Source organism: Nonomuraea glycinis (genome assembly GCF_035920485.1).
GTDB classification, from domain to species: domain Bacteria; phylum Actinomycetota; class Actinomycetes; order Streptosporangiales; family Streptosporangiaceae; genus Nonomuraea; species Nonomuraea glycinis.
In genome coordinates this window covers 6,095,241-6,120,677 of record NZ_CP109166.1, presented here as the reverse complement: position 1 = coordinate 6,120,677, position 25,437 = coordinate 6,095,241, and the positions used below count along the sequence as shown (strand labels likewise).

Genomic DNA, 25,437 nt, shown 5'->3' with positions numbered 1-25,437 from the left:
ACCCACGGAACATGAAGCACGTGTACGCGCCCTTGCCGGACCCACGCCCGCCTTTGACGCGTCGCGCCTGCTGAGTTCTCCCATGCCGTTTCCTCCTTCTCGCCCGAGGCTGAGAAGTGGGTGATACTTAGAAACAGATCATGATTCTCTGTATCAGAAAATCACAGTGTGACAGGCATCACAAGACCGCATTTGAGGCAGAATCCATACAGGAGGTGAGCGTGGAGTCTGTGCTGTCCGAATTCATGGCACCGTCGGACTCGGAGTCGTTGCTGGAGCGCGCCTACGTCGATGCCGTCGAGCGCGTGGACGACATCGACGAGCTACGGACGCGCATCCTTGATGCGGCGTACGAGCAGTTCTGCCGGATGGGTATCAGGCGCTCCACCATGGAGGACGTCGCCCGGCTGGCGAAGGTGTCGCGGATCACGATCTACCGGCGGTTCGACGCCAAGGACATGCTGGTCGAACACGTGGTGCGCCGGGAGTTCCGCCGCTACTTCGACCAGTTCCTCATCGACATAGAACAAGCCGACACCGCCGCCGACAGGGTGGTTTTGGGCTTCGTAAGCTCACTGCGGGCAATTCGCGGCAACCCACTGATCGGCGGACTCATCGCCACGGAACCGGACCTGCTCATACCCTCCATGATGGCTGGCGGGGGCCAGACCCTCGCCACCGTGCAGAAGTTCGTCGCCGGCCAGCTCCGCCGCGAACAACGCGCGGGCAACGTGTCTGGCAGGCTGGACGTCGGCCTCGTGGCCGAGATGATGGTGCGGATCTCCACCTCCTTCCTGGCGATCCCCAGCGCGATCATCGATCTGGATGACGACACGCAACTGACCGCAGTGGCCCGGCGGTTCCTCGTGCCCATGCTGGAACCACCCGCCTGATCCTCGGCCTCGCGCCGGGGTCCAGGGGCGCCATGCGAGCCGCCGAGTTCACCGCAACCCCCTCGGCACGTAAACGCGAAACCGCCCCTGATCTGGACCTTATCGGCACGGCTATTTCCTGGGTCAGGTGCGGAGTCAGATGACCCAGGGCAGCCAGGGTGGCGAGGCCGGCTGTGTGTCACTGTTCGAGGCTGGGTGGTGAGTAGGCGAGCACGTCGGGCACGGGGGCGTCATAGCGCTCGATGTCGACCAGCGCGCTGTGAGCACTCGGTCCTTGTGACAGGCGCGAGCAGGGCCGGTCCGCCGTGAGAACGTTCGGGTTGCTGTGACGATCCAGCGTTCCGCTCGTGCCTGGCTGGACCGGATCCCACCACGCCCCGGTGGACAGTTGGACGACGCCCGGCATGACGTCGTCGGAGAGGACCGCGCCCGCGAGGCAGCTCCCCCGGTCGTTGTAGATGCGCACGATCACGCCGCTCTCGATGCCGCGTGACGCGGCGTCCGACGGATTGATCGTCACGGGCTCACGGCCGCGGATTTTCGAACTGAGGCTGTGGCCGCCGTTGTCGTATTGGCTGTGCAGGCGCGAGGCGGGTTGATTCGAGATCAGGTGCAGCGGGAATCGGCCCGACAGATCGGCGCGAAGCCATTCCACTGGTTCGAACCACTTGGGATGGCCGGCGCAGTCGTCGTAGCCGAATGAGTCGATCTCCTCGGAGAAGATCTCGATTCGGCCCGACGGTGTCAGCAGGGGGTAACGCTGCGGATCTGAGCGGAGGGCTTCGAAACTGCCGGGAAACGGTCCGGTCGGCGCGGGTAGCTCTGCGGTGGCGTCTCTCCAGAAGTCCTCGAAGCCCGGCAAGGCGGCGTCGCCGCCGAGCTTGGCCCTCGTCTGCTCGTAAAGATGCCGGACCCATTCGATCTCCGAGCGTGCTTCTGTGAACTCCTGCTCGTATCCGAGCCGGGAGGCCAAAGCGGCGAAGATCTGGTGGTCGGTACGCGACTCGCCCGCCGGCTCGCGGACTTTCGGCATCGCGACAAGGTGGGGGTCTGAAAATCCGGCGGCGAAGTCGTCGCGTTCCAAGCTGGTGGCGACGGGCAGGACGATGTCGGCGAACTTGGCGGTGGTGTTCCACCAGGCTTCGTGCACGACCACCGTGTCGGGGGCTTGCCAGGCGCGGGTCAGCCGGTGGAGGTCTTGGTGGTGGTGGAACGGGTTCCCTCCGCACCAGTAGATCAGGCGAAGGTCGGGCAGCGTCAGGCGTTGGCCGTCGTAGTCGATGATCTCACCTGGGTGCAGCAGGGTATCGGCGATCCTCGCCACAGGGATGAAGCCCGGAACGGGGTTGGGAACCGCGGGTATCGTCGCCACGAAGGCGCGGTCTGGGGCGACGCCGGTCGCGTCCATCGTCGCGTAACCTGCACCCCAGCCGCAGCCGGCCCGGCCCATCGAGCCCGCCATGGCGGCCAGCACGACGGACATCCAGATCGGCTGTTCGCCGTGGTCTGCCCGTTGCACCGCGTAGTTGACCATGATGAGAGAACGTTGGGTGGTAAGGCGGCGAGCGAGGTCGGTGATCGCGTCGCGACCGATGCCCGTGATTTTCGCCGCCCAGGCGGCGTCCTTCCGAACGCCGTCGAGCTCGCCGAGCAGGTAGGAGGCGAAGCGGTCGAACCCGACGCAGCACCGGCGAAGGAAGTCCTCATCGTGCCACCCGTTGACCAGCATCGTGTGGGCGACGCCAAGCATCGCGGCGGTGTCGGTGTTGGGGATGACGGGCAGCCACTCGGCGTCGAGGAAGTCGGCGGTGTCGCTGCGGATGGGGCTGATGTTCACGAACTGCACCCCAGCCTCGCGACACCGGCGTTGCAGGTTCAGCGTCTGGTGTCTGGCCAGCCCACCAGGGTTGATCTGGCTGTTCTTCAGGGCCAGCCCTCCGAACGCCACCACCAGCTCGCAGTTGTCGGCTATCTCGTCCCACATCGGCATCCGGGACTGGTAGCTCCATGGATGGCCACCGATCACATGGGGGAGGATGACCTCCAAAGCCGCGGTGCTGTAGGTGTTGCGAGAGTCGGTGTATCCGCCGCCCAGCGCCAGGAACCGGTGCAGTTGACCCTGCGCGTGGTGGAACCTGCCCGCGCTCGCCCAGCCGTAGGATCCGCCGAACACCGCGCTGTCCCCGTGCTGGGAACGAACGCGACGGAGTTCATCACTCACCAAAGTGATCGCGTGGTCCCAGCTCACCTCCACGAAGGCGTCCCTGCCTCTGGCCGTGTCATGGCCGCGCGGCTCGCCGTTCAGCCAGCCCTTGCGCACCGCGGGGCGTAGCACGCGAGCGCTGTCGTCGGCGGCCGCCACCATTCCGGGGCCGATAGGCGATGGACTGGGATCATCGTGCCTCGGCTCGATACGCACCAACCGGCCGGAATTGACTACGGCGATGTAACTACCCCAGTGCGTCGCAACCGACATGCGCTGTTCCACCATGCATGAACTCCGTCTCCGACGTTTTCCGCTGATCGCAGACAGCGGTTGCGTACGTTGCGGTGAGGTGCTGCGAAGAGGCCCGGTCACTCACGCTGCCGTGATTCGCGAGGGCAGATCATGATTGGCTGTTGGAGGGCTTGTGAAGTAGATACCGGGATCCTGAATACACCCTGTCTTCGCACTGTACGCGCGTGAAGTCGACGCTTGAAGAGCGCTCCCACAGCACCGTCTATCGGCGAATAGGCAGGGTCCTTGTCCGGCGTGCTCTTTAAGCCCCGCACCGCTGCGCCGCGCATCACGCACAGGCGGCAGGGGATGTGCGGCTCGTTCGGGCCGCACATCCCTCCCCGCCGAATCGCAGCCCTTTGGCGCGATCGTGAACCAGCGCCCCTGCCGGTGTGGCGGGCGCGTGCTGTCACTCGGCGAGCATGCCGAACAGGTGGTTGGCGGGGGCATCGGGGTCGTCGCCGTAGAAGAACTCCGCGATCGCCTTGTGGAACTCGGCGCGGTCCAACCTGCCCGAGCCATCCAGGTCAAGCGCGGCGAAGACCGCTGCGCAGTCCTCGCTGGGAACGTCGGCGACCGACTCGAAGATCTGCCGGAACTCCACCTGGTCGATCTTGCCGTCCGCATCGAGATCACTGAGGTCGAGAAAGCAGTCGGTCACCGGCTCGATCTGCTGTGGGTACAGCGCGGGATCGGTCAGGACCCGCCGGAACCCTTCGGTCATCTCCCGCAGATCGACCTTCCCGTCGCCATCCTGATCCATCGGCGCGATCACGTTCGACCAGAACGCGTCCATCCCCTCGGTGAGCCGATGGGCGGTCGCGGCGTCCGCTGCGGCGCCACGAGCGGCGATGTAACGCTCGCTCATCAGCCGGACGTCCCGCTGAGTGATGAATCCGTCCCCGTCGACGTCAGCGCCCCGGAACCACTGCCGGTATTTGAGGTCTTGAAGCACAGTCATGGAAACGCAAAGTATCTATTCCATCACTCTAAGTCAACATCGCGTCGCGGCGTCGGCAGCCCGGTGAGGTCAAGGCGCCGATCGGTGCGCAGCTGGATCTGCCCGTACGGGGTCATGTCGGTAGGGAACAGCGGGGTGAGCCCGCGCCGGTCGACTTCTTGTGACGACGAACATAGACACGGTGGCCGCAGAGGTCACGGCGCGATGGTGCTGCCGATGGCGCCGCTGCCGATGAATCCCACAGTCGTCATATTCTGAGCCGCCCTCCTTGTCATGTGCCGGACTCGTTGAGACTCGGGTCCTTGCCGTCAGCTGGCGGGGAAGTAGTGGCCGTTGTTCAGATCGGCGAGCAGGCGGGGCTGAGCGGGTTCCCAGCCGAGGGTCCGGCGGGTGACGAGGTTGGACGCCGGGTAGCTCTGCGTGACGATGTTCGCGAGGAACCCGAAGTATCCCGGCAGCACCAGTTCGTCCACGGGAACGCTCACGGCGGGCAGGCCCAGACGGCTGCCGATGGCCTCGGCGATCTCCCGGAACGGGATGGCCCCGTCGTCGACCGCGTGCCAGTATTTGCCGGCCGGGCCCTTCTCCAGCGCCAGGCGGAACAAGGAGGCGACATCGCGGATGTGCACGGCGTTCCACAGGTTCGCGCCGTCTCCGGGGTAGCCGACGAAGCCCTTCTCCTTCGCGAGCGCGATCAGCTGCACGAGGAAGCCGGCACGATCGGTCGTGCTGTGGGCGATGTTGGCGATCCGCACGACCGAAGACCGCACTCCCCGCTCGGCGAGGCCGACTACGGCGGTTTCCACGACGTTACGAGCCCGCAGGGTGCCCTTGTGCTCATCGCCACTGGGAAGGGCCGGGTCCTCCTCGGTGGCCGTCCGGCCCAGGAATCCCTGCCCGGGCGAGCCGATGCTCCCCGCCGCGACCAGCGGCTTTCCGGTTCCCGCCAGTGCCTCGCCGTAGGCGAGCATGATCGGGAGCTCGGCGGCGGCCACGGCGTGGATCCCGCCGGAGAAGAGCAGGTCTTGCCTGTGTGCGACGTGGATGACGCCGTCTGAGTCCGCGGCCGCTTCCTTGAGCCCGTCGAGATCCCCGAGGTCGCCGCGACGCACCTTCGCGCCGAGCGCGGACAACGCCGCCGCGGCAGTGTCCGACCGGGCCAGGCCGGTGACCTCGTGCCCGGCGGCGATGAGCTCGGGGACGATGTACGAACCGGAATGGCCGGTCCCGCCAGTGACGAAAACGCGCATTCTGCTGTTCCTTATGAGTGAGGTGGCGCGAGAATTGGTGGTGCTGGTGTGCTCAGCTGAGATTGCTGATGCCGAGGGCGAAGTTGAAGTCGCCCACGCCGTGGCGGGCCAGGTTGATCATCAGCAGGCCGGTCCCTTCCAGCCAGTGCGCCATCTCCAGGCCTCCGGCATCCAGGGGGCGCAGTCCGAGGCTCTGGATGAACGCCGATACGTCGGCCTTGGCCCGCGCGTCGTCCCCGGCGAAGAGCACGTCCAATGGGCGCCCCGGGGTCAGGACGTGGCCGAAGACGGTGTTGAACGCCTTCACGACGTGCGCGCTCGCCGGGGCGGCCTTGGCGATCTCCTGCGCGGCCGAAGTGCCGTCAGGGGTGGTCAGCCCGCTGGCGTCGGCTTTCATGGGGTTGGTGATGTCAATGATGACCTTGCCGGCTAGCGCGTCCCCGTACTGGGCGACGACCGGCACGGCGCTGGCGTTCGGCACGGCCAGGATGACGATGTCGCCGGCTGGGGCGGTGCCGAATGTCCCGGCCGTGGCGCCGCCGCCGAGCGCGGCGGCCAGGTCCTTGGCCTTGGCCGCGTCGCGACCGACGACCTCGACGGCGTGGCCGCCCTCGACCGCGCGGGCGCCGATGGCGCGGCCCATACTCCCCAGGCCGATGATGCTGATGCTGCTCATGGGTGTGCCTGCTTTCTGAAGTTGGATAGGACGCCATGCCCACCTGCCGTTGTCCGTGGCTGTGTCATCGACGCCCCCATTTGGTTAACGTGTGAACCAGAAGGTACGCCGCACTTGGTTACCATGTCAACCAGACGGTCAAGTGACGTGCGTGACCGAGCCGCGGTGAGTTGGACGAGCGAGAACAGCGGGCCTGGCGCAGCTTGATGAAGATGCAGGACGGGCTGTCGGAGTTCCTCGAGCGGCAGCTGCGCAACCGGTACGGGTTGTCGGCCATTGACTACCAGGTCCTGGCCCATCTCTCCGAGGCGCCCGAAGGCCGGCTGAGGTCGTTCGAACTCGTCTTGGTTGACATGGTAACCAAGTGCGGCGTACCTTCTGGTTCACACGTTAACCAATGGCGGCGTCGATGACACAGCCGGGGACAACGACGGGTGGGCATGGCGTCAGGCACACCCATGAGCAGCATCAGCATCATCGGCCTGGGGAGTATGGGCCGCGCCATTGGCACCCGCGCGGTCGAGGGCTGAGCGCACCCCTGCTAGTAGCCTGCGGCGCTCCCGCCGCGGATTCTCACGAAGGAGTCATCGTGCGTCTGATATGGCAGCTCTTGGCGGTTGTGGCGGTCTGGATCCTCGGCAATCTGGGCACTGCGGGGGTGAAGGACAACCCCTGGCTGGCGCTCGCCGCCGGCCTGCTGACGGCCGTCGTCGCGGTCCTGGTCTACGGCTGGGTGGTGCGGCGCACCGAGCACCGGGCCCCCGTCGAGGTGTCGCTGACGGGAGCAGGCGCGGGGATCAGCTGGGGCATGCTGCTCGGCATCGCGCTGTTCGGGGCAGTCATCGCGAACATCGCCTTCTTAGGCGACTACACGATCAACGGCCTGGGCACGCCGGCGAGCGCCGTCGGCCTGCTCGGCATCATGGTGGGTGCCGCCGTGACCGAGGAGCTCGTCTTCCGCGGTGTCCTGTTCCGGAACGTCGAGCACTGGACCGGAACCTGGATCGCGCTCGTGCTGACCGGCTCGCTGTTCGGCCTGCTCCACCTGCTCAACGCGAACGCCACCCTGTGGGGCGCCATCGCCATCGCCATCGAGGCAGGCGGGATGCTGACCGCCGCGTACATCGCCACCCGCAAGCTGTGGCTGCCGATCGGTCTGCACTTCGGCTGGAACATTGCCGCGAGCGCCATCTTCAGCACCAAGGTGTCCGGCAGCAACACCCCGCAGGGCCTGCTGGACGCGACGATGTCGGGTCCAGCGCTGGTCACGGGCGGCGACTTCGGACCGGAGGGCAGTGTGTACGCCGTGGTGTTCGGCGTGGTGGCCACCGTCGTGTTCATGTGGCTGGCACACCGGCGTGGTCACGTGGTCCCCGTCCGTCGCTCGGCCCGGGCGGAGGCGGCCGCGAGGCTCGCCAGATGATCGAACTCCGGCGGGTCCTGGACCGGTGACGGCAGATGGACGTCACGGTCCGGGAGTGCCGCTCGCGTTGGTGCTCGTGGCGGCAGGACCGCACCCACCATTCCATGATGGAGTTCATCCGCGGCATCCGAATACCGGTGAGCACCGTGTTGGATGGCCTTGCGGATCCCCCAGGTGGAGAAGCGGTTGCCCCGGGTGTGGTCGAAGCGTTCGACGGCCTCGATCAGGCCGAGGTTGCCGTCCTGGATGACGTCCGCCAGCGACATGCCGCGGTGCGCGTACCGCTTGGCGAGCGCTGTCTCCTTCTCGCGGTCAGCAGCGGGGTGGCGCCGATCTGGGCGAGGTGGTCGCTCACCTGGTCCTGTGGGTCGGCCACGACGGTCATCGTGCCGTCCTGACCACGGCGAGTGGGCCCGGTGCGTGGTGCAGCAGCGCGTGGCTGACCGAGCCCAGGACCATTCCGGCGAACGTACCGTGCCCGTGCGAGCCCACCACCAGCAGATCCGCGCCGGTCGCGGCCTGCCGCAGCACCTCGGCCGGATGGCCGTGCACGAGCTCCTCGACGACAGGCACGTCCCGGTGTCGCGCACGAAGGGTGTTCAGTGCTTCCTTCAACGCGCTCAGCCCGTCGTCCTCTCCACCGGGATATGCCGGGTCGAGCCCGCCCTGACAGGCCCTGACGTGCACGACACGCAGCCGCGCACCGTGCAGTTGTGCCTCGGCGAAGGCGAAGGCCAGGACCTGTGGCGACGCCTGAGAACCGTCGACCCCGGCCACGATCTCACCGGCCGGCGCCGGGAGGGGCGGGCGGACCACGACGACGTCGCATGCGGCACGCCCGGCCACCCCGTACGCCACCGACCCGACAAGCCGCCCGCGCACCCCGCCGAGCCCGTGGCTTCCGACGACCAGCAGGTCGGCGCTCTGCGCCGCCTCGATCAGGGCGGCGCGTGGATCGTCGGGCAGGAACGTCGTCCGCACGCTGATCTTCGGTTCCTCCGTGCGCGCTCGGTCCTCCGCCGCAGCCAGCACGGTCTTGCCGCCCGCGCGCATCCATGCGGCCACCTCGGCATAGCCGCCGGTTGTCGTCTCGTACGCCCAGCGCGGCACGACATGTGCCACGGTCAAGGGCACATCGCGCAGTGCCGCCTCCCGCGCCGCCCAGCTCACGGCCTCGAGCCCGGCTCGCGAGCCGTCCACTCCCACGAGAATCATGTTTCCTCCTTCGTTCCTCGGGACACGCCGCAGATCGCCGTCGGCCCAGCGTCGAAAGGGCCTGTGCTCGCCCCGTATCCCATTGGGCTGATCGGGGCGCGAAAGACGACCCGCCCACCCCGGTGGCGGGGTGGGCGGGGGGGTGGATGGGCTACTTGAGCCAGGGGCTGCGCTGGACGATGGGCAGGTTGCCGAGTCCGAGGGTGGTACCGGCGCCGGCGAGGGCGAGGCCGATGAGGACGATCGAGTAGATGATGTGGTCGTCCATGAACGGGTTGTTGGCCAGGGGCAGCTCGGCCGCCCACATCATGAGCAGCATCGCGGTGCCGGCCACGGCGGCGATCCGCAGCTCCACGCCCAGGATCAGCGCGGCGCCGATGCCCAGCAGGCCGGCCATGAACAGCCAGTCCACCCACGCCTGCCCGGCCAGGCTCGAGAAGAAGCCGCCGAGCGCGTTCTCACCGGTGCCCTTGAGGAAGCCGGTGGTGGGGCTGCCGCCGGCGATCCAGGCACGCTCGGCCGGGGTGGCGAAGCCCCAGCCGAAGGTCTTGTCCAGGAACGCCCACAGGAAGACCCAGCCGATCGAGATGCGGGCGACGGCCCAGACGTAGTCGACGGGGGTCCGCGCCGCCTCGCCAACGCTGGTGTCCATTACGGGCTTGTGCTTGGTGGTGGCCATGACGGGCTTCCCTTTCTGTTCTGTCGTGCGTTCTTGTCTCACCTCCATCACACCGTTCGCGGCCGCTCGCGTTCAGTGCCGTACGGTCCGCGGCCGAGGGACCTTGGTCCTCTCACTCCACAAGATCGGGTGGCGGGGTCAGGACGGCCGGCTCCTCGCGCACCACACCGGAGCGTCCGGCCCCTCGCCCGCCAAGGCGAAGGCGTTGGCGAACTGGCCGAGCACGCCGAACACGCGAGCGAGCAAGCGGCGGTCGATGAGGTTTCCGGTACGGGCCGGGCCGCGCATGGCACGGGGATCGGCCGGCTCGGCGCCCAGCGCCAAGGCGGGCAGCAGGTCGGTCCCGAGGGCCGACGGCAGGATGTCGGGTCCGTCGACGGCCGGCCGGGCCGCCGCTTCTACGGTGGTGAGTCCTTGCCTGTGTCGAAGAACAGCAGCCATGACACCCCCTGTGTCAACCTCACGCCGCTTGAGGCTCCATGAATGCCGCTGCGGCCCCGTGTTTGGTGGGGTTGTAGGGAACGCCGTCGAGCCAGCATCGCCAGATCACCCGGACCCAGGCGCGGGCCAGGATCCGGATGGCGTGGGGATGGTCCTTGCCGCGGGCGCGGGCTCGCTGGTAGATGTCGGCGGCCCATGGACTGGTGTGACGGCTGTTGCCGGCGAAGGTGGTGATGGCCTGGCGCAGGCGTTTGTTGCATGCCCACCGGTAGCCGACCGCGTGGTGGCGGCCGGAGGCCTTGGTGACGGGGGCGACGCCGGCGAAGGCCGCCACCGCGTCCGGGCCGTCGTAGGCGCTGCGGGCATCGCCCCACTCGGCCAGTATCTGGGCGGCGTTGATCAGGCCAGAGCGTGGCAGCGAGGTGAAGACCTGGGCGTCGGGATGGGCGGCCAGGTGAGTGGCGGTCGAGCGGTCCAGCTCCTTCTTGACCGTCCCGAGCGTCGTCAAGACCGTGACCAGGGCCAGTACCGCGTCCCGGCCTGCGGCGGTCTCGGCCTCACCGGTGGCCCCGGGTGGTGCCGACCGCAGCCGAGCCAGCAACTGGGCGGCGGGCCGTTTGCCGGAGTAACCGTGCTTGGCACAGAACGACGCGATCCGCTTTTCACCCAGCCGAGCAGCGCTCACCGGAGTGGGGTAGGCGGTCAGGAACGCCAGCGCGATGGGCGACTCAACATCGGCGAAGATCTCTTTGGCACCGGGCCAGAACGCATCCAGCAGCGCCGACAGCATGTTGGTGGCCATTACGCGCAGCTTGATGATGTCATCGCGGGTGCGTACCACGGTGCGCAGCGCCTTGGTCTGCCCGGAAAACGGCCGGGCCGGGGTCAGCTTGTGCTGGCGCAACCGCAGGTATTCGGCGATGACGTGGGCGTCTCCGGCGTCGGACTTGGCCCCGGACAACACCTCGGCATCTCGCCAGGCCTTGATCGCGTTCGACTTCACCGGGACCACGGGATGCCCGGCCTCCAGCAGCACATCGACCAGGCGGCCGTCGGGACGCTCGATCCCGATCGGCAGTTGCTCGGCCTCACCGAGCCTGCCCAGCCTGCGGGCCAGGTCGGCGAATCCGGCGGCGGTGTGAGCGATGGTGAACCGGGTCTTCACCCGGCCCGCCTCATCCAGCACGCACACCGCATGCTCGGCCGAACCCCAGTCGATCCCGACGTAGTAGACGCAATCTTGCAGTGCCACAAGGCTCCTCACGCAGCTCGACACAATCCACAGCGTGATGCCGGTGACGGGACTGCTCTCCGGGCGGTCACTGACCGGCGCTCTACGGCGCGTCCCTCTGTTGCCGGTCAACAGACCCGAAAGAGCCGGGGGCGGCAGTGTCATGCGGGCCCTCAACGAGCCACCACCACCAGGCCGTCACCCCGGCTCTCACCGGCATCCAACCACAAGCACTCTTTCAGCGCTCGCAAGAAGAAGGTGCACCAGTGACCACCACTGTTGGCGCCCGGCTCGGCCGCTGGGCAGGGACCTATGGCACGGAGTCTGGGGCCGTCCGGCACTCACCGGCGTCGAGCGGCTGCGGAAGTGTCGGTGACAGGAGGTGTGTGATGTCCGTTTCACTCGCTAGCGAGTTCGGCGTCCGGCGGTTGCTGGTGGCGGCCGGTCAGGCGCCGTCAGTGCTCAACACCCAGCCGTGGCGCTTTCGCGTGGCCCGAGGGGAGTGCGTCGAGGTGCTCACCGATCCCGACCGGCGGTTGCGTGCCAGTGATCCACGCGGCCGCAGCCAGTACGTCAGCTGCGGTGCGGCCCTGTTCAACCTGCGCCTGGCGGTGCGCACGGCCGGGCGGCGGCCGATGGTGTGGCTGCTGCCATCGCCTGAGGAGCCCGGGCTGCTGGCGGCCGTGCGCCCGGCCGGGACGTCGCCCGTCCCCGTCGAATATCGCGAGTTGTACGATCTCATCCCCGTACGCCGCACCAGCCGCCATCCCTTCGCTGACCGCGTCCTGCCACGCGCGGTGCTGGCCGAGCTCCGGCAAGCCGCCTCCCGAGAAGGCGCGGGTCTCGTGTTCCTCGACCGGCACGGCACGACCGACATACTCGACTACGCGGTCATGGCCGAGGATGAGCTCGGCCACGACCACGACTACCGAGCAGAGCTCGCCGCGTGGACGATGCCAGGCGCGCGGCACGACGGCATGCCGAGTTACGTCCACGGGCCGCATGGACTGCGAGACCCGGCACCCGTCCGGGACTTCGGGCGCCAGGACGGCAAGGCGCGCTTCGAGGAACGACCGCAGCTCGCGGTGCTGACCACCATGGGAGATCGGCCCATCGACTGGCTGCGGGCCGGTCAGGCTCTGCAGCGGGTGCTCCTGGTCGCTGCCAGGCACGGGGTGTCGGCGTCGTTCCTGAACCAGCCGCTCGACCTGCGGGACATGCGCGGGCGCCGAGACCCGCACCATCACCGCGGACACGCCCAGATGATCATCCGGTTCGGTTACGGACCGGACCTTCCCCGCAGCCCGCGCCGCCCCGCGACCGAGCTGGAAACCGCCTGAGGTCGCGAGACAACGTGGCTGGGCGTGGGATCTGGGACGGGTTCCACGCATGGCTTTGATCCCGTTGTGCCAGAGGGCCCAGAGGTAAGGGACGTTCGCCGGTGTCGTCCATAGGCGGCAGAGGCCACGCTGAGATCAGGAGAACTCACAGGGGAAAGAGATGATCTCCATGCTCCCGATCCGCCCTCTCATAGCCATCACGATGGTGGCCACCTCCACCGGGTTACCGGCCGTACCGGCGCAGGCGACTCAGCAGCACGCCGTCCCGTCCACCCTGGTCGGCGTCCGGGCCGCACACCGTTACGGCCTGGATCGGCTGGTCTTCGAATTCCGCGGCCGGGTGCCCGCCCAGCGTGACGTCCGCTACGTGCCCAAGCTGATCGCCGACGGGTCCGGCCGGTACGTGAACGCCGTGGGCGACGCTGTGCTGCAGATCCGGTTCGACCGGGCCGACGGCCACGACCGCCATGGCCACGTCACCTACGGGCCGACCCGCAGGACGTACGCGCTGCCCGGCATCATCCAGGTCGTCAACGCCGGCGACTTCGAGGGGACACTCACCTTCGGTGCCGCGCTGGCCAAGCGCGTGCCGTACCGGGTCTACACGCTCACCCGGCCGAGCCGCGTCGTCGTCGACATCGCCACCGCCTACCGGACCGTGTCGGCGCGCGACTACTTCCTCAACACCGCCAACTACGACACCGGACGCAGGCCGTACACCACAGCCGTGCAGCGGCCAGTGATCCCGCCGGCCACTGCGTACGGCGCCCTGCAGCGCCTGTTCGCCGGACCCACCCAGGCCGAGAAAGCCAGAGGGCTGCGCTTTATCAGCTCCAAGGCCACCGGTTTCAGCAAGTTCACCATCAAGAGGGGAATCGCCAGGGTCTACCTCACCGGCCGCATCACCAGCGGAGGCTCGACGTTCACCATCGCCGACCAGATCAGGCCCACGCTCAAGCAGTTCCCCTCGATCACATGGGTGAAGATCTACGACGCCGCCGGAACGACCCAGCAGCCAACTGGCCGATCGGACTCCATCCCGCAGTCGCTGGAGCCATGAACACGTCGACCTCGACCGCCGTACGGCCCCCCGCCGTCACCTACGTCGTGCACGGCGAACCGGACGCCTTCCAAGCACTACGCGACCGCATCCGCGTCGACCTCGGCTGGCCGGCCGTGGCGCCCAGGCCCGGCGAGCGCGTTCTCGTCTGGCCAGGCCCCGGCTTCCGATGAACGACCTCAGGATTGAGCGCCTCACTGCGGCGCGCTTTCGGCCGTACCTAAAAAGGACCATCGTCCCTGTTTTACGGCGTAAGCAATCGCGAAGACTACTACGCAAGACGACACCACCATCGATTCCGCCGACCGGTGACCATGGCGGTCAGGAAGGACGTCAACGTGATGCCCTCAGCTTGTGGAGTCTCGTCGGCGGAGGCGTCCGCGCGGTTGAAACGGGACGGACCCAACCTGCTCCCGCAGAAACCGCCCGTCCCCGTGTGGCGGCGTGTCGCCTCGCAGCTCCGTGATCCGCTCATCATCGTCCTGCTCGTCGCCGTGGTGCTGACCATCGTCACGGGCGACTGGACCGACACGGCCGTGATCACGCTGGTGATCGTCGTCAACACCGCCGTAGGAGTGGGGCAGGAAATCCGCGCGGACCGGGCCATCACGGCCCTGGCACAGCTCGCCACTCCGGAGGCGCGCGTGGTCCGTGACGGCCACCAGCAGCAGATCTCGGCGAGCGACGTCGTCGTGGGAGATCTCCTGGTGCTCGCCGAGGGCGACATCGTCCCCGCTGACGCCGACGTGGTGGAGTCCACGGCCCTGCTCGTGGACGAGTCCGCTCTGACAGGCGAGTCGGTACCGGTGGACAAGTCCGGCGGCTCCCCTGTCTCCTCCGGCACCGTCGTCGTGCGAGGCCGGGGGCGGGCGGTGGTCACCGCGACCGGCGCGGCGAGTGCCAGCGGGCGCATCGCCTCCCTGATGGTCACAGGGTCCGGGCTGACACCCCTGCAACGACGCCTGGTGGGGGTCGGCCGTCTGCTGGCCGGTGTCACCGTGCTGCTGTCGACGCTGGTGCTGGCGCTGGGGCTGGTCCGCGGACAGCCGGTCGAGCTGATGGTGGTGACCGCGATCAGCCTGGTGGTCGCCGCCGTACCCGAGTCTCTTCCCGCCGTCGTGACCCTGAGCCTGGCCTCGGGCGCCCGCCGGATGGCCGCGCGCAGCGCACTCGTCCGCAGCCTGCCGGCCGTGGAAACCCTCGGCTCAGTGACCGCACTCGCCACCGACAAGACCGGCACCCTCACCGAGGGCCGCATGGTCGCCCAGAAGATCTGGGCCCCGTCAGCAGAGGCCACGATCAGCGGCTCCGGCTATGCACCCGACGGCGAGATCGTCCATGACCAGCCTCTCGACACCACGAGCCTCACCGAACTGCTGACCGCGGCGACGCTGTGCAATGACGCGCGGCTGGCACCCCCGAACGACACCGGCGGGGAATGGACGGCGCTGGGCGACCCGACCGAGGCGGCCCTGCTCGCCGCCGCCGCCAAGCTCGGCCTCGACCGCCAGGACGTGCAGGCGCGCTTCCCCAGGGTGGCCGAGCTGGCCTTCGACAGTGACCGTAAGCGGATGAGCACCGTACACCTCCTGCCCTCGGGACGGGCCCGGGTGATCTGCAAGGGAGCGCCCGAAGCGCTGCTCCATCCGGCCGTGCTCGTCGATGATCCGGCGCTGCTGGCCCAGGCCGCCGCGCGGGCCGACCAGCTGGCCCACGCCGGATACCGGCTCCTGGCGGTCGCGGGCACCGAACTCGACGCCGTCCCCGAGACGGTGCCGGAAAGCGGCCTGTCACTGCTCGGCCTGATCGCGATCCTGGATCCGCCGCGTCCTTCAGCGGCCGCCGCCATCGCCGATTGCCGACGGGCCGGGATCAGGCCACTGCTCATCACCGGAGATCATGCCGGCACCGCCCGCGCCATCGCCACCGACCTGGGCATCATCGACGCCGGCGATCGGGTCGTCGACTGCCGCGAGCCCGGCGCGCTCGGTCAGGAGCCGGCAGGCGTCTATGCGCGGGCCACGCCGGAGCAGAAGCTCGACATCATCCAGGGCCTGCAGGCTCGGGGAGGTGTCCTCGCGATGACCGGCGACGGGGTCAACGACGGCCCGGCACTGCGACGTGCGGACATCGGCGTGGCGATGGGCAAGCGCGGCACCGAGGTGGCTCGGCAGGCGGCCGACCTCGTGCTCGCCGACGACAATCTGGACACCGTCGTCGCGGCCGTCGAAGAGGGGCGCCGGGTCTACGCCAACATCCGCCGGTTCCTGGTCTACGGACTGTCAGGTGGCGCGGCCGAGATCGCCGTGATGCTGCTCGGCCCGTTCGCCGGGCTCCCGCTCCCCCTGCTTCCCGCCCAGATCCTGTGGATCAACCTGCTCACCCACGGCCTGCCCGGCGTGGCCCTGGGCGGTGAGCCGACCGTACCGGGCACCATGACGGGCCCGCCCAGGCATCCTGACCAGAGCATCCTGGGCGCAGGGCTGTGGCAGCGGATCATCCGGATCGCCGTCGTGCTCACCGTCGTCACACTGGGCGTCGCCATCTGGGCATCGCAGACCGGACGGCCGTGGCAGAGCATGGCCTTCTTCACCCTCGGCGCCACTCAACTCGGCGTGGCGCTGGGCTCCCGGACACGGCCCGGCTCGCTGGCCAACCCGATGCTGCTCGTCGCCGTCGCCGGCGCGCTCGTTCTGCAGTTGGCGGGGCTGTACCTTCCGCCGCTGCGCGAACTTCTCGGCACCGAACCGCTGACCATGGGCGACCTGCTGATCGTCACCGCGCTGTCCGTACTCGGCTACGCCGCCGCCCGCCTCGACCGGATCCTGCACCCGTCCCCCCGTCCCCGGACGACCGCCACGGACCCACTCCCGGATGAGGCATCCGATCTGTCGGACCACGCCACGCATCGGTGAGAACGGCGGCGACGAGCACACCGCAGTTCCCGCCGGCCCGGAGGCAGGCCTGTCTCACCGTGCTTCGACCCGCATGACGAAGCGCCCGGCGGTTGTGACCGCCGGGCGCCTGTGCACTGGTCAAGGAGTGGGGACCGAGAATGAAGCAGCGAGGCTCTCACCCCATCGTCTGGCCCGATCAAGCTCGCCCTCGGCCAAGGGCCCCTGCGTACCGGTGACGTAGAAGCTCTGCACCGGCGCGACGGACCTGACGCCCAGACGTCGCAGCCGCCTGGCCACGGCGCGGGCTGCCGAGCCCGGCAGGCGGGGCTTGGCCACACGGGTGTCGAAGACGGCCCAGCCGAGCGCGGCCGAAGACGTGCTCAGCGTGGCCAGCCATTCCCGCACGCCCTTCCCACGGGAGACCAGCGGCCCGGCCGCCTGCTGGGCGGCCGACTGGCGGGTGGAGGTGCGGCTCATGGAGAAGGCGTGGGTCGGCCCGCCTACCACCAGGAGCGCGATCTCCTGTCCCACGTGGGCGGGCGCGGCGTCCACCTCCGTCACCTCGGTCCGCATCCGGGTGGCCAATCCCTCCGCCACCGCCTCAGCGATCTTCTGTGTATTGCCGAACATGGACTCGTAGACCACAAGAGCGTCCATGTCACGCCTCCCTCCAGCTTCGTGTCGGCGGGACCGGTTCGTTCCGTGGCGGCAGGACCGGTTCTAGATGGAACATGCCGGTCACCACTTCGCCCGGCCCGTCCGAGGCGCCGGTACGGCCGGCGACCGCGGACAGCACATCGCGAGCGGTGATCAGACCGATCAGGCCGCCGGACAGGACCGGCACGGCATCGACGCCGGCGTCGAGCATGACGGCCGCGACCCGGTCCAGCCGCATGTCCAGGCCGACCCGCGGCATGCGTTCCCTGCCCAGCAGTTCACGTACAGGCCGGATGGATTGCTCTTGTGGCCCGCCGGACCAGGACGCGGCTAACTCCTCGCGGGTCAGGATGCCCAGCACGTGCCGCCCGGCGACGACCGGCAGGTGATGCACGCCGGCCCGGCGCATCAGCTCCCAGGCCATCAGCGGCGACTCATCCGGCTTGACGGCCACCAGGACGCGGCTCATCACCTGCCCGGCCGTCATCGACTCGACGCTCATGACGCCTCCCCCGCACGAGGCCGGACCACGGCGACCGGGCAGGCAACGTGATGCAGCACCCCGTGGCTGACCGAACCGAGCACCGCCGAGGCGAAGCCGCCCCGCCCACGCGATCCCACCACCACGAGATCGGCTGTCCCGGCCGCGGCGATCAGGGCGGAGACCGGATGTTCGCGCGACTCCCCATCGGTGATGACCAAGTCGGGGTTGCCCTGCCGCCAGGGGATCACGCGTTCGCGTGCCGCCTGGCTCTCCTCCTGGATCGCCTGCTCGATCATGCCGCTGTAGGCGGCTGCGGCGTACGAGGAGACGATCGGTACCGGCAAGGCCGAGACCACGTGCAGCTGCGCCCGGCGTGCCCTCGCCTGCTCAACGGCGTACTCCATGGCGGCCCGCGAGTGCTCCGAACCGTCGTAGCCGACCACGACCCGGCCGTGCTCTGTCACGCGGGGCGCGCGGACGACGACGACCGGCCCGGCGGCGTGCCCGGCCACGGCGATACTCACCGAGCCGACCACCAGTCCGGCGAACCCACCGAGCCCTCGGCTGCCCAGAACCAGGCTGTCGGCCGACGCGGACTCGTCGATCAGCTGGTCGACCGCATGTCCGGAGAGCAGTTCGGTCGTCACCTTGACCGTGCCGGCCAGCTCGCGTGCCCGGTCGGCGGCGGCCTCCAGCGTCCCGATGCAGTACTCGGCGGCTTCGCTGTGCGGCCATTGTTCGCACACGTGCACGATCCGCAGGTCACGCCCGCGCCGCCGGGCGTCGGCGGCTGCCCATTCCACCGCTGCGGTCGCCGGTGCGGATCCATCCACAGCGACCACGATCTGACCGGCCATCTCGTTCTCCTTCGCGGCTGGGATCTCTTACCGCCAGCGTCGCCGACGCCGGCGGTGCGGCGCCGGAGGAGGAAGTCCTGGAAGGCAATGCCATTGGTCCCTCGTCAAGGTGCCATCCGCTGGGCCATTTCGACCAGCCGGTTGGCGTAGCCCCATTCGTTGTCGTACCAGCCGAAGACCTTGACCAGGTCTCCGCCGCTCTGGGTGAGGGCGGAGTCGAAGACGCAGGAGGCTGCGTCACCGATGATGTCTCGGGAGACGAGGGGGTCGGTGCTGTAGCGCAGGATGCCGCGCAGTTCGTTCTGGGCGGCGATGGCGAAGGCGTCGTTGACCTCCTGCGCGGTGACGGGGCGGCTGAGCTGGGCGGACAGGTCGGTGATGGAGCCGTCCTCCACGGGTACGCGGATGGCGATGCCGTCCAGGCGGCCGTTGAGCTCGGGCAGGACCTGGCCGACCATGCGGGCGGCGCCGGTGGTGGTGGGGATGATGTTGACGGCTGCGGAGCGCGCCCGGCGCGGGTCCTTGTGCGGTGCGTCGAGCAGCATCTGGTCACCGGTGTAGGCATGGATGGTGGTCATGAAGCCGCGCACGAGGCCGAAGTGCTCGTGCAGCACCTTGACCATCGGGGCCACGCAGTTCGTGGTGCACGACCCCAGCGAGATGATCTCGTGCCGGGCCTGGTCGTAGGCCGCGTCGTTGACGCCCGGCACGATGGTGACGTCCAGATCCTTGCCCGGCGCCGACAGCAGCACCCGGCGGGCGCCGGCCTTCAGGTGGCCGGTCAGCCCGTCTCTGGTACGGAACCGCCCCGTGGCGTCGATGACCAGCTCGACGTCGTGGGCGCGCCAATCGATCTCCGCCGGATCGGCACAGGCGCTGACCGCGATGGTCTTGCCGTTGACTTCCAGCGTTGTGGCGGAGGCGGTGACGGGCAGGTCGAGCGGGCCGTACGTGGAGTCATGTTTGAGCAGGTGGGCCAGCGCGGCCGGGTCGGTGATGTCGTTGATGGCGACGATGTCCAGGTCGGTGCTGAGCGCGCGACGCAGGACGGCCCGGCCGATCCGGCCGAACCCATTGATTCCGATTCTCATGCCTTCATCGTCCAGCGCTCCGAAATCGGCGTTCAGAGGCGACGGTCGGCGCGAGGTGGGACTTTCGGCCCCAGCGGCAAGGCCGCCCGGCTCTGCCCGCCCTATCGCGCACCGAGCAGTCTTGAAGTGAGAGCACGTCATGGCGAACGGGAGGGCAATCATGCCTGCGGGATACGACGTACTGCTGCGCGACGGCGCCATCGCCCATGTGCGCCCGCTGCGCCCCAGCGACCGCCGCGCCCTGCACGAGTTGGTGGACCGCTCGTCGGAACGCTCGGCGTATCTGCGCTTCTTCACCGGCGGCCGCAACACCGCGCACGCCTACATGGACCGCGTTACCAGCGACACGTATTGTGGCCATGCGCTGGTGGCCGACCTCCGAGGCCGGCTGGTCGCGGTCGCCGAGTACATCCCCGTCGACAGCGGCACCGCTGACCTGGCCATCCTTCTGGACGACGCCGTCCACGGGCACGGCCTCGGCACGCTGCTGCTCGAACATGTCGCCCTGGACGCGGCTGAGCACGGCGTGCGCGAACTGGTGGCCGACGTGCTGGCCGAGAACCGATCGATGATGCGGGTCCTGCACGACCTCGGCCTGGACATCACCCATCGCGCCGACGGCGATGTCCTGCACGTCAGCATCGCCGCCGAACCCACGGCCAGGCTGCGCGAGAGTATCGCCTCCCGCGATCACGAGGCCGAACGGGCGTCGCTGGCGCGGGTGCTGTCACCCCGCTCCGTCGCGGTGATCGGCGCGAGCCGGGACGAGGGTGCCATCGGGCACAAGGTGCTGCGCAACCTGCTCGACGGCGGTTTCGCCGGGCCGATCCATCCGGTGAATCCCAACGCCGTCGAGGTGGCCGGTCTGGCCTGCCACAGCAAGGTCCCTGACGGCGTGGACCTGGCGGTCGTGGCGGTCCCCGCCCGGTACGTGCTGGACGTGGCCCGCGACTGTGCGAACGCGGGAGTGGCAGGGCTGGTCGTGCTGACGTCGGGCTTCGCCGAGACCGGACAGCGTGACGTGGAGTCGGAGCTGCTGGGAATCTGCCGCACGGCCGGGATGCGCCTGGTGGGGCCCAACTGTCTGGGAGTGGTGAACACCGGGGCACGGCTCAACGCCAGCTTCCTTCCCCACCGCCCCGTCCGGGGCCGGGTGGCGGTGATGTCGCAGTCAGGCGCGGTAGGGGCCGCCCTCCTGGAACGGCTGGACGTCTCCTCGTTCGTCTCCGTCGGCAACAAGGCCGACGTGAGCGGCAACGACCTGCTGGAGTACTGGGAGGACGACGAGGACACCGATGTGATCGCGCTCTATCTGGAGTCGTTCGGCAACCCGCGCAAGTTCGCCCGGATCGCCCGCCGGGTCGGGGCGCGCAAGCCGGTCTTGCTGGTCAAGAGTGGCCGTAGCGATGCCGGCGACCGGGCCGTGCGCTCGCACACCGCGGCCGCGGCCACCCCTGACGTGGCGGTGGACGCGCTCACTCGGGCCGCAGGCGTCATCCGGCTCGACAGCGTGCAGGAGCTGATCGACACCGCCAAGCTCCTGGCCGCCCAGCCCCTCCCCCGGGGATCACGGGTCGCCATCGTCGGCAACTCGGGCGGGCCCCAGGCGATGGCCGCCGACGCTTGCGAACGTCACGGTCTCGTCGTTCCGGAGCTGCCACCGGGGTTACTGGAGGGCCGTGCCTCCGCCGCGCTGGGCAACCCGGTCGACCTGACCGCCGACGCGACCGCCGTCGAGATCGGCGCCGCCGTCAAGGCACTCGTCGAGGCGCCTGAGGTGGACGTGGTGCTCGTCGTTTACACGCCGCCGTTCGGGTCCGGCATTGACGCCACTCGCCAGGCCATCGCCGAGGCCGCCCGAGGGACGGCCACAACCGTGCTGGCCTGCGTCATCGGCCACGACGACCTCATCGACGGCCACGTGCCCGGCTACGCCTTTCCCGATCAGGCCGTCGAAGCCCTCGCCCACGTCGTGCGCTATGCCGAATGGCGGCGGCGCCCCGTCGAACCTGCGGCCTCTCCCGCGTCGGTGAACGCGGAGACGGCACGGGAAATCGTTCGAACGGAGCTGGCGGCACGCCCTGAGGGCTGTTGGCTCTCCCCGGCGGTCACCGCCCTGCTGCTGCGCTGCTACGGCGTGCCGCTGGTGGAATCCGTGGAAGTGGACGGCTCCGAAGCCGCTGCCGCGGCGGCCTCTCGCATCGGGCTGCCCGCCGTGCTCAAGGCCGTGGGCCCGGTGCACAAGAGCGACATCGGCGGTGTCCGGCTCAACCTCCAGGACCCGGATGAGATCCGGCAGGCGTATCACGAAATGTCAGCACGCATCGGGCCGGAGATGACAGGCGCCATCGTCCAGCCCATGCTGCCCAGTGGTGTCGAGATCATCGTCGGCGGCGTCAACTACCCGGCCTTCGGGCCGCTCGTCATGGTCGGCATGGGCGGGGTGCTGGCCGACCTCCTGGCCGACCGCGCCTTCCGGGTACCGCCCGTCACCGACGCCATCACCATGATCAACGAGCTGCGCTGCGCCCCCCTGCTGTACGGCTACCGTGGCTCGCCCCCCGTCGACGTAACCGCACTGGCCGAGCAGCTCGAACGCATCGGCAGACTGCTCGAGGACCTCCCCCAGGTGGCCGAGCTCGATCTCAACCCGGTCATCGTCACACCGGGCGGCGCGATCACGGTGGACGCGCGCATCAGGCTGAGGCCCTGCCACCCGCAGCCTTCCCCGCTGCTTCGGCACCTACGCTGACCGGCGTCCTCACCCTCATCGCCTGCTTCTCGGTGGCACCGCAGTCCTCCTGGTAGGTGTCCGCCTGGCAGCCAGCCCGATGCCAAGACCGACGCATACCGCACCGATGCCTTGATCCAAGTCCCCGCAAAGCCGTGACCTGATCGGCGAGGGACTGGAGAACCGGCAGATCGGCGAGCGGATGTTCCTGGCCGAGAAGACGGTCAAGGACTACGTGTTCAACCTGCTGTCCAAGCTGAACATGCAGCGCCGGACGCAGGCCGCGGCATTGTCGGCACGATTGCGGGCTGATCGGGAACGATGATGGGACCTTCGCCCCTAACCGGAGTGATGGCCAGGTAGGAATGCTGATGGGTATGGAACACGACTCATCCGGGCTTCAAGTGCTTTCTCGCCAGGAATGCCTGCGCCTGTTGTCCTGTGCGCCGATCGGGCGGATCGTGTTCACCGATCGCGCCCTGCCGGCTGTGCAGCCGGTTAACTTCCGGCTGGACGGCGAGCACATCGTGATTCGTACCTCGATCGGATCGAAGCTGGCCGCCGCCACCCGGCATGCGGTGGTGGCCTTCGAAGCCGACGAGTTCGATCCCGATCTGCGGACCGGCTGGTCGGTGACCGTGGTCGGGCACGCGCGAGCCGTGCACGATCTCGACGAAATCGCCAGGCTCGCGGCGCTACCGTTGACTGCGTGGGCGCCGGGTAACCGTGACCATTACATCGTGGTGGAGGCCGAGCAGGTGACCGGCCGCCGCATCACCGCGGAACACGCCAGCACAGCCGAGTCCCCCCTGTCTTCAAGGCGATGACGTCGAAGCCGCCGCCGCCGGGCATGAAGCCGAGGTGGCCGCGGGAAGCCTCGATCAAGTCGGCGATCTGGCCTGTCATGTGGCTCAGGCTCGCACCCACACGGCTTCGCGCCCACCCCTCGCCAGGGGTGGGCGCGAAGGGCATATGGATCACTTGAGATACGGGTTGCTCTGGATGGCGGGCAGCTTGCCGAGGCCGAGGGTGGTGCCCGCGTTGGCCAGGGCCAGGCCGATCAGGACGACGGCGTAAATGATGTGGTCGTCCATGAACGGGTTGTTGGCCAGGGGCAGCTCGGCCGCCCACATCATTGCCAGCATCAGGGTGCCGGCGGCGGCGGCGACACGCAGGCCGACGCCGAGAATGAGCGCGGTGCCGATGCCCAGCAGGCCGGCCATGAACAGCCAGTCCACCCACACCTGCCCCGCTAATGTGCTGAAGAAGCCGCCGAGGGCGTTCTCTCCGGTGCCCTTGAGGAAGCCGGTCGTCGGGCTGCCGCCGGCGATCCACGCGCGCTCGGCCGGAGTGGCGAAACCCCATCCGAAGGCCTTGTCCAGGAACGCCCACAGGAAGATCCAGCCGAGCGAGATCCGGGCGATCGCCCAGACGTAGTCGACCGGACGGCGGCCCGTCTGACCGGTTCCGGTCTGCGTGACGCGCTGGTTGATCGTGGTGGCCATGACGGGCCCCTTTCCGTGCCGGGTGGCTGTCGTTCTCGCACCTCCATCACACCCGTTTCCGGCGGCTCGGGCGCAGTGCCGTACAGCCCGCCGCAGGAGGACCTTGGTCCTTTCCATCCACAGGCCCAGAGGAAGTAGTGCGAGATGTCGGCCCCGCGCTGCTGCACCACACGCGATGACCTACGACCGGGCCACCCGGGACCTCCGGCCCTAAAGGCCGACCGGCCACCGGGTTGTGATGAAACCACCGACACAGGAGGTACGCGATGCGCACGACCGTCAAGGACGTGATGACCGGCAAGGTCACCACCGTCACCGCGACCACGCCGTTCAGGGAGATCGCCGAGACGCTGATCGCGCGCGGCATCAGCGCCGTGCCCGTCATCGATGACGACGACCACGTGATCGGCATGGTGTCGGAGGCGGATCTGCTACGCAAGGAGGAGTTCAGGGAGGAGTTCTACCGCGAGGGCTACCGTCCGCCGCTGCGCGCCCGGCTGCGACACCCCAAGGGCAGGCAGAAGGCGTCCGGCGACACCGCGGCCGAGCTGATGACCAGCCCACCGATCACGATCACGGACGAGGCATCGGCGGTCACCGCCGCCCGCAGCATGGACCACCATGACGTGAAGCGACTGGCCGTCGTCGACCGCGACGGCCGCCTGGCCGGCATCGTCAGCCGCCGCGACCTGGTCAAGCTGTTCCTGCGGAGCGACGACGACCTCGCCACCGAGGTCCGCGACGAGGTTCTCGAGCGAGGCCTGTGGGTGGACACCGAGCGCGTGCACGTCGACGTGCAGCAGGGCATCGTGACGCTGAGCGGCTGGATGGACCGCCGCACCGAGACCGCCATCGCCGTCCGCATGACCAGCCGGGTCAACGGCGTGGTGGACGTGATCGACAAGCTGAACTGGAAGCACGACGACAGCAAGTGGGAGGCCCGATAACCATGCTCGTGCGTGAGGTCATGAGCAGCCCCGCCATCACGGTCCGCCGTACCGATCCGGTACGGCAGGCTGTGCGGGCGCTGTACGAACACGACATCACTGCCGCCCCCGTCGTCGACGACACCGGCCGTCTGGTGGGCGTGGTCAGCGAACTGGACCTGCTGCGTGGCGAGTTCGAGCCGGACCCACGCGCGACCGTCCGGCCCGCCCCGCCGCCCGACGGACCTCCGCCGCACCTGGTGCTGGAGGTGATGAGCCACAAGGTCGTCACCGTCTCCGAGACGACCGACATCACCGAGGTCATCGACCTCATGGTCGGCAAGCGGATCAAAAGCCTGCCGGTCATGCGTGGCGACCGCATCGTCGGCATGATCAGCCGCCGCGACCTGATGGCGATGCTGGCGCGCCCCGACGACGAGCTGCGCCAGGCCGTCATCGCCACGCTCCGCGAGCAGTACCCCTCCGGCCCGAGCTGGCAGGTCGCCGTGCACAACGGCGTGGCCGAGCTGAGCGGGCCACCCCACGAGCACGCCGACCACATCGCCGACCTGCTCGCCCGCACCGTTCCCGGAATCGTCCGGGTCAGGCATTCGAGGTGATCG

23 protein-coding genes and 2 pseudogenes are annotated in these 25,437 nt (G+C 68.8%); 11 read left to right on the top strand and 14 right to left on the bottom strand.

The genetic code is table 11. From position 1 onward, the window contains the following. The first annotated feature begins 221 nt into the window (after window positions 1–221). On the top strand, window positions 222–893 hold the full coding sequence (locus OHA68_RS28700) for a TetR/AcrR family transcriptional regulator (protein ID WP_407674370.1): 672 nt from the start codon (window positions 222–224) through the stop codon (window positions 891–893). Between the two features lie 178 nt (window positions 894–1,071). On the opposite strand, the gene OHA68_RS28695 is transcribed toward OHA68_RS28700, so the two are convergent. The 4 genes from OHA68_RS28695 to OHA68_RS28680 form a co-directional block, all read right to left on the bottom strand. Continuing rightward, on the bottom strand, window positions 1,072–3,384 hold the full coding sequence (locus OHA68_RS28695) for a molybdopterin-dependent oxidoreductase (protein ID WP_327103051.1): 2,313 nt from the start codon (window positions 3,382–3,384) through the stop codon (window positions 1,072–1,074). A gap of 415 nt (window positions 3,385–3,799) precedes the next feature. Then, window positions 3,800–4,351 (bottom strand): EF-hand domain-containing protein, encoded by a 552-nt coding sequence (locus tag OHA68_RS28690; RefSeq protein WP_327103050.1) that lies wholly within the window; start codon window positions 4,349–4,351, stop codon window positions 3,800–3,802. A 308-nt stretch (window positions 4,352–4,659) separates the two neighbouring features. After that, the gene (locus tag OHA68_RS28685) at window positions 4,660–5,601 is read right to left on the bottom strand and encodes an SDR family oxidoreductase (protein WP_327103048.1); all 942 of its coding nucleotides are present in this window, start codon (window positions 5,599–5,601) and stop codon (window positions 4,660–4,662) included. 52 nt (window positions 5,602–5,653) lie between these two features. Beyond that, a complete protein-coding gene (locus tag OHA68_RS28680) occupies window positions 5,654–6,277 on the bottom strand; it encodes an NADPH-dependent F420 reductase (RefSeq protein ID WP_327103047.1) in 624 nt (207 codons plus the stop codon). 589 nt (window positions 6,278–6,866) lie between these two features. On the opposite strand from OHA68_RS28680, the gene OHA68_RS28675 reads away from it, so the two are divergent. Next, complete coding sequence (locus OHA68_RS28675) at window positions 6,867–7,700, top strand: CPBP family intramembrane glutamic endopeptidase (protein ID WP_327103046.1); 834 nt, start codon at window positions 6,867–6,869, stop codon at window positions 7,698–7,700. 119 nt (window positions 7,701–7,819) lie between these two features. Here OHA68_RS28675 and OHA68_RS28670 read toward each other — a convergent pair. From OHA68_RS28670 to OHA68_RS28650, 5 genes and pseudogenes are all read right to left on the bottom strand, one after another. Further along, a pseudogene (locus OHA68_RS28670) lies at window positions 7,820–7,996 on the bottom strand (sigma factor); the annotation flags it as partial. Window positions 7,997–8,081: 85 nt separating this feature from the next. Continuing rightward, window positions 8,082–8,915: a universal stress protein gene (locus OHA68_RS28665; RefSeq protein ID WP_327103045.1), complete on the bottom strand. Its 834-nt coding sequence runs from the start codon at window positions 8,913–8,915 to the stop codon at window positions 8,082–8,084. Window positions 8,916–9,066: 151 nt separating this feature from the next. Next, window positions 9,067–9,594 carry a hypothetical protein gene (locus OHA68_RS28660; protein WP_327103044.1) on the bottom strand — a complete coding sequence of 176 codons (528 nt, stop codon included), beginning with the start codon at window positions 9,592–9,594 and terminating at the stop codon, window positions 9,067–9,069. Between the two features lie 138 nt (window positions 9,595–9,732). Next, on the bottom strand, window positions 9,733–10,035 hold the full coding sequence (locus OHA68_RS28655) for a cation transporting ATPase C-terminal domain-containing protein (protein ID WP_327103043.1): 303 nt from the start codon (window positions 10,033–10,035) through the stop codon (window positions 9,733–9,735). A 19-nt stretch (window positions 10,036–10,054) separates the two neighbouring features. Further along, complete coding sequence (locus tag OHA68_RS28650; RefSeq protein ID WP_327103042.1) at window positions 10,055–11,287, bottom strand: IS110 family RNA-guided transposase; 1,233 nt, start codon at window positions 11,285–11,287, stop codon at window positions 10,055–10,057. 368 nt (window positions 11,288–11,655) lie between these two features. Between OHA68_RS28650 and OHA68_RS28645 the strand changes: the two genes are divergently transcribed. The 4 genes from OHA68_RS28645 (at window position 11,656) to OHA68_RS28630 (ending at window position 16,581) form a co-directional block, all read left to right on the top strand. After that, on the top strand, window positions 11,656–12,606 hold the full coding sequence (locus OHA68_RS28645; protein WP_327103041.1) for an Acg family FMN-binding oxidoreductase: 951 nt from the start codon (window positions 11,656–11,658) through the stop codon (window positions 12,604–12,606). 160 nt (window positions 12,607–12,766) lie between these two features. Continuing rightward, window positions 12,767–13,666 (top strand): GerMN domain-containing protein, encoded by a 900-nt coding sequence (locus OHA68_RS28640; RefSeq protein WP_327103040.1) that lies wholly within the window; start codon window positions 12,767–12,769, stop codon window positions 13,664–13,666. Beyond that, entirely contained in the window at window positions 13,663–13,839 is a 177-nt protein-coding gene (locus OHA68_RS28635) for an MBL fold metallo-hydrolase RNA specificity domain-containing protein (protein ID WP_327103039.1), read from the top strand. The genes OHA68_RS28640 and OHA68_RS28635 overlap by 4 nt, the downstream gene beginning before the upstream one ends. Before the next feature lie 141 nt (window positions 13,840–13,980). Next, window positions 13,981–16,581, top strand: coding sequence for a cation-translocating P-type ATPase (locus tag OHA68_RS28630; protein ID WP_327109569.1), 2,601 nt, complete (start codon window positions 13,981–13,983; stop codon window positions 16,579–16,581). 120 nt (window positions 16,582–16,701) lie between these two features. Here the strand turns inward: OHA68_RS28630 and OHA68_RS28625 are convergent, their stop codons facing one another. The 4 genes from OHA68_RS28625 to gap form a co-directional block, all read right to left on the bottom strand. Continuing rightward, complete coding sequence (locus OHA68_RS28625; RefSeq protein WP_327103038.1) at window positions 16,702–17,220, bottom strand: flavodoxin family protein; 519 nt, start codon at window positions 17,218–17,220, stop codon at window positions 16,702–16,704. Window position 17,221: 1 nt separating this feature from the next. Beyond that, on the bottom strand, window positions 17,222–17,722 hold the full coding sequence (locus OHA68_RS28620) for a CBS domain-containing protein (protein ID WP_327103037.1): 501 nt from the start codon (window positions 17,720–17,722) through the stop codon (window positions 17,222–17,224). Then, window positions 17,719–18,561, bottom strand: coding sequence for a universal stress protein (locus OHA68_RS28615; RefSeq protein ID WP_327103036.1), 843 nt, complete (start codon window positions 18,559–18,561; stop codon window positions 17,719–17,721). The genes OHA68_RS28620 and OHA68_RS28615 overlap by 4 nt, the downstream gene beginning before the upstream one ends. A gap of 104 nt (window positions 18,562–18,665) precedes the next feature. After that, entirely contained in the window at window positions 18,666–19,652 is a 987-nt protein-coding gene (gap, locus tag OHA68_RS28610) for a type I glyceraldehyde-3-phosphate dehydrogenase (protein WP_327103035.1), read from the bottom strand. Between the two features lie 160 nt (window positions 19,653–19,812). On the opposite strand from gap, the gene OHA68_RS28605 reads away from it, so the two are divergent. The 3 genes and pseudogenes from OHA68_RS28605 to OHA68_RS28595 all read left to right on the top strand — a co-directional run bounded on the left by OHA68_RS28605 (window position 19,813) and on the right by OHA68_RS28595 (window position 23,210). Further along, on the top strand, window positions 19,813–22,404 hold the full coding sequence (locus OHA68_RS28605) for a bifunctional acetate--CoA ligase family protein/GNAT family N-acetyltransferase (RefSeq protein ID WP_327103034.1): 2,592 nt from the start codon (window positions 19,813–19,815) through the stop codon (window positions 22,402–22,404). Between the two features lie 127 nt (window positions 22,405–22,531). Further along, a pseudogene (locus OHA68_RS28600) lies at window positions 22,532–22,708 on the top strand (response regulator transcription factor); the annotation flags it as partial. Window positions 22,709–22,760: 52 nt separating this feature from the next. Beyond that, entirely contained in the window at window positions 22,761–23,210 is a 450-nt protein-coding gene (locus tag OHA68_RS28595) for a pyridoxamine 5'-phosphate oxidase family protein (RefSeq protein WP_407674514.1), read from the top strand. Between the two features lie 150 nt (window positions 23,211–23,360). Here OHA68_RS28595 and OHA68_RS28590 read toward each other — a convergent pair whose 3' ends face one another. After that, window positions 23,361–23,888 (bottom strand): hypothetical protein, encoded by a 528-nt coding sequence (locus tag OHA68_RS28590; protein WP_327103032.1) that lies wholly within the window; start codon window positions 23,886–23,888, stop codon window positions 23,361–23,363. A gap of 266 nt (window positions 23,889–24,154) precedes the next feature. Between OHA68_RS28590 and OHA68_RS28585 the strand changes: the two genes are divergently transcribed. Further along, a complete protein-coding gene (locus OHA68_RS28585) occupies window positions 24,155–24,835 on the top strand; it encodes a CBS domain-containing protein (RefSeq protein ID WP_327103031.1) in 681 nt (226 codons plus the stop codon). A 2-nt stretch (window positions 24,836–24,837) separates the two neighbouring features. Further along, window positions 24,838–25,434, top strand: coding sequence for a CBS domain-containing protein (locus OHA68_RS28580; RefSeq protein WP_327103030.1), 597 nt, complete (start codon window positions 24,838–24,840; stop codon window positions 25,432–25,434). Window positions 25,435–25,437 lie beyond the last annotated feature (3 nt).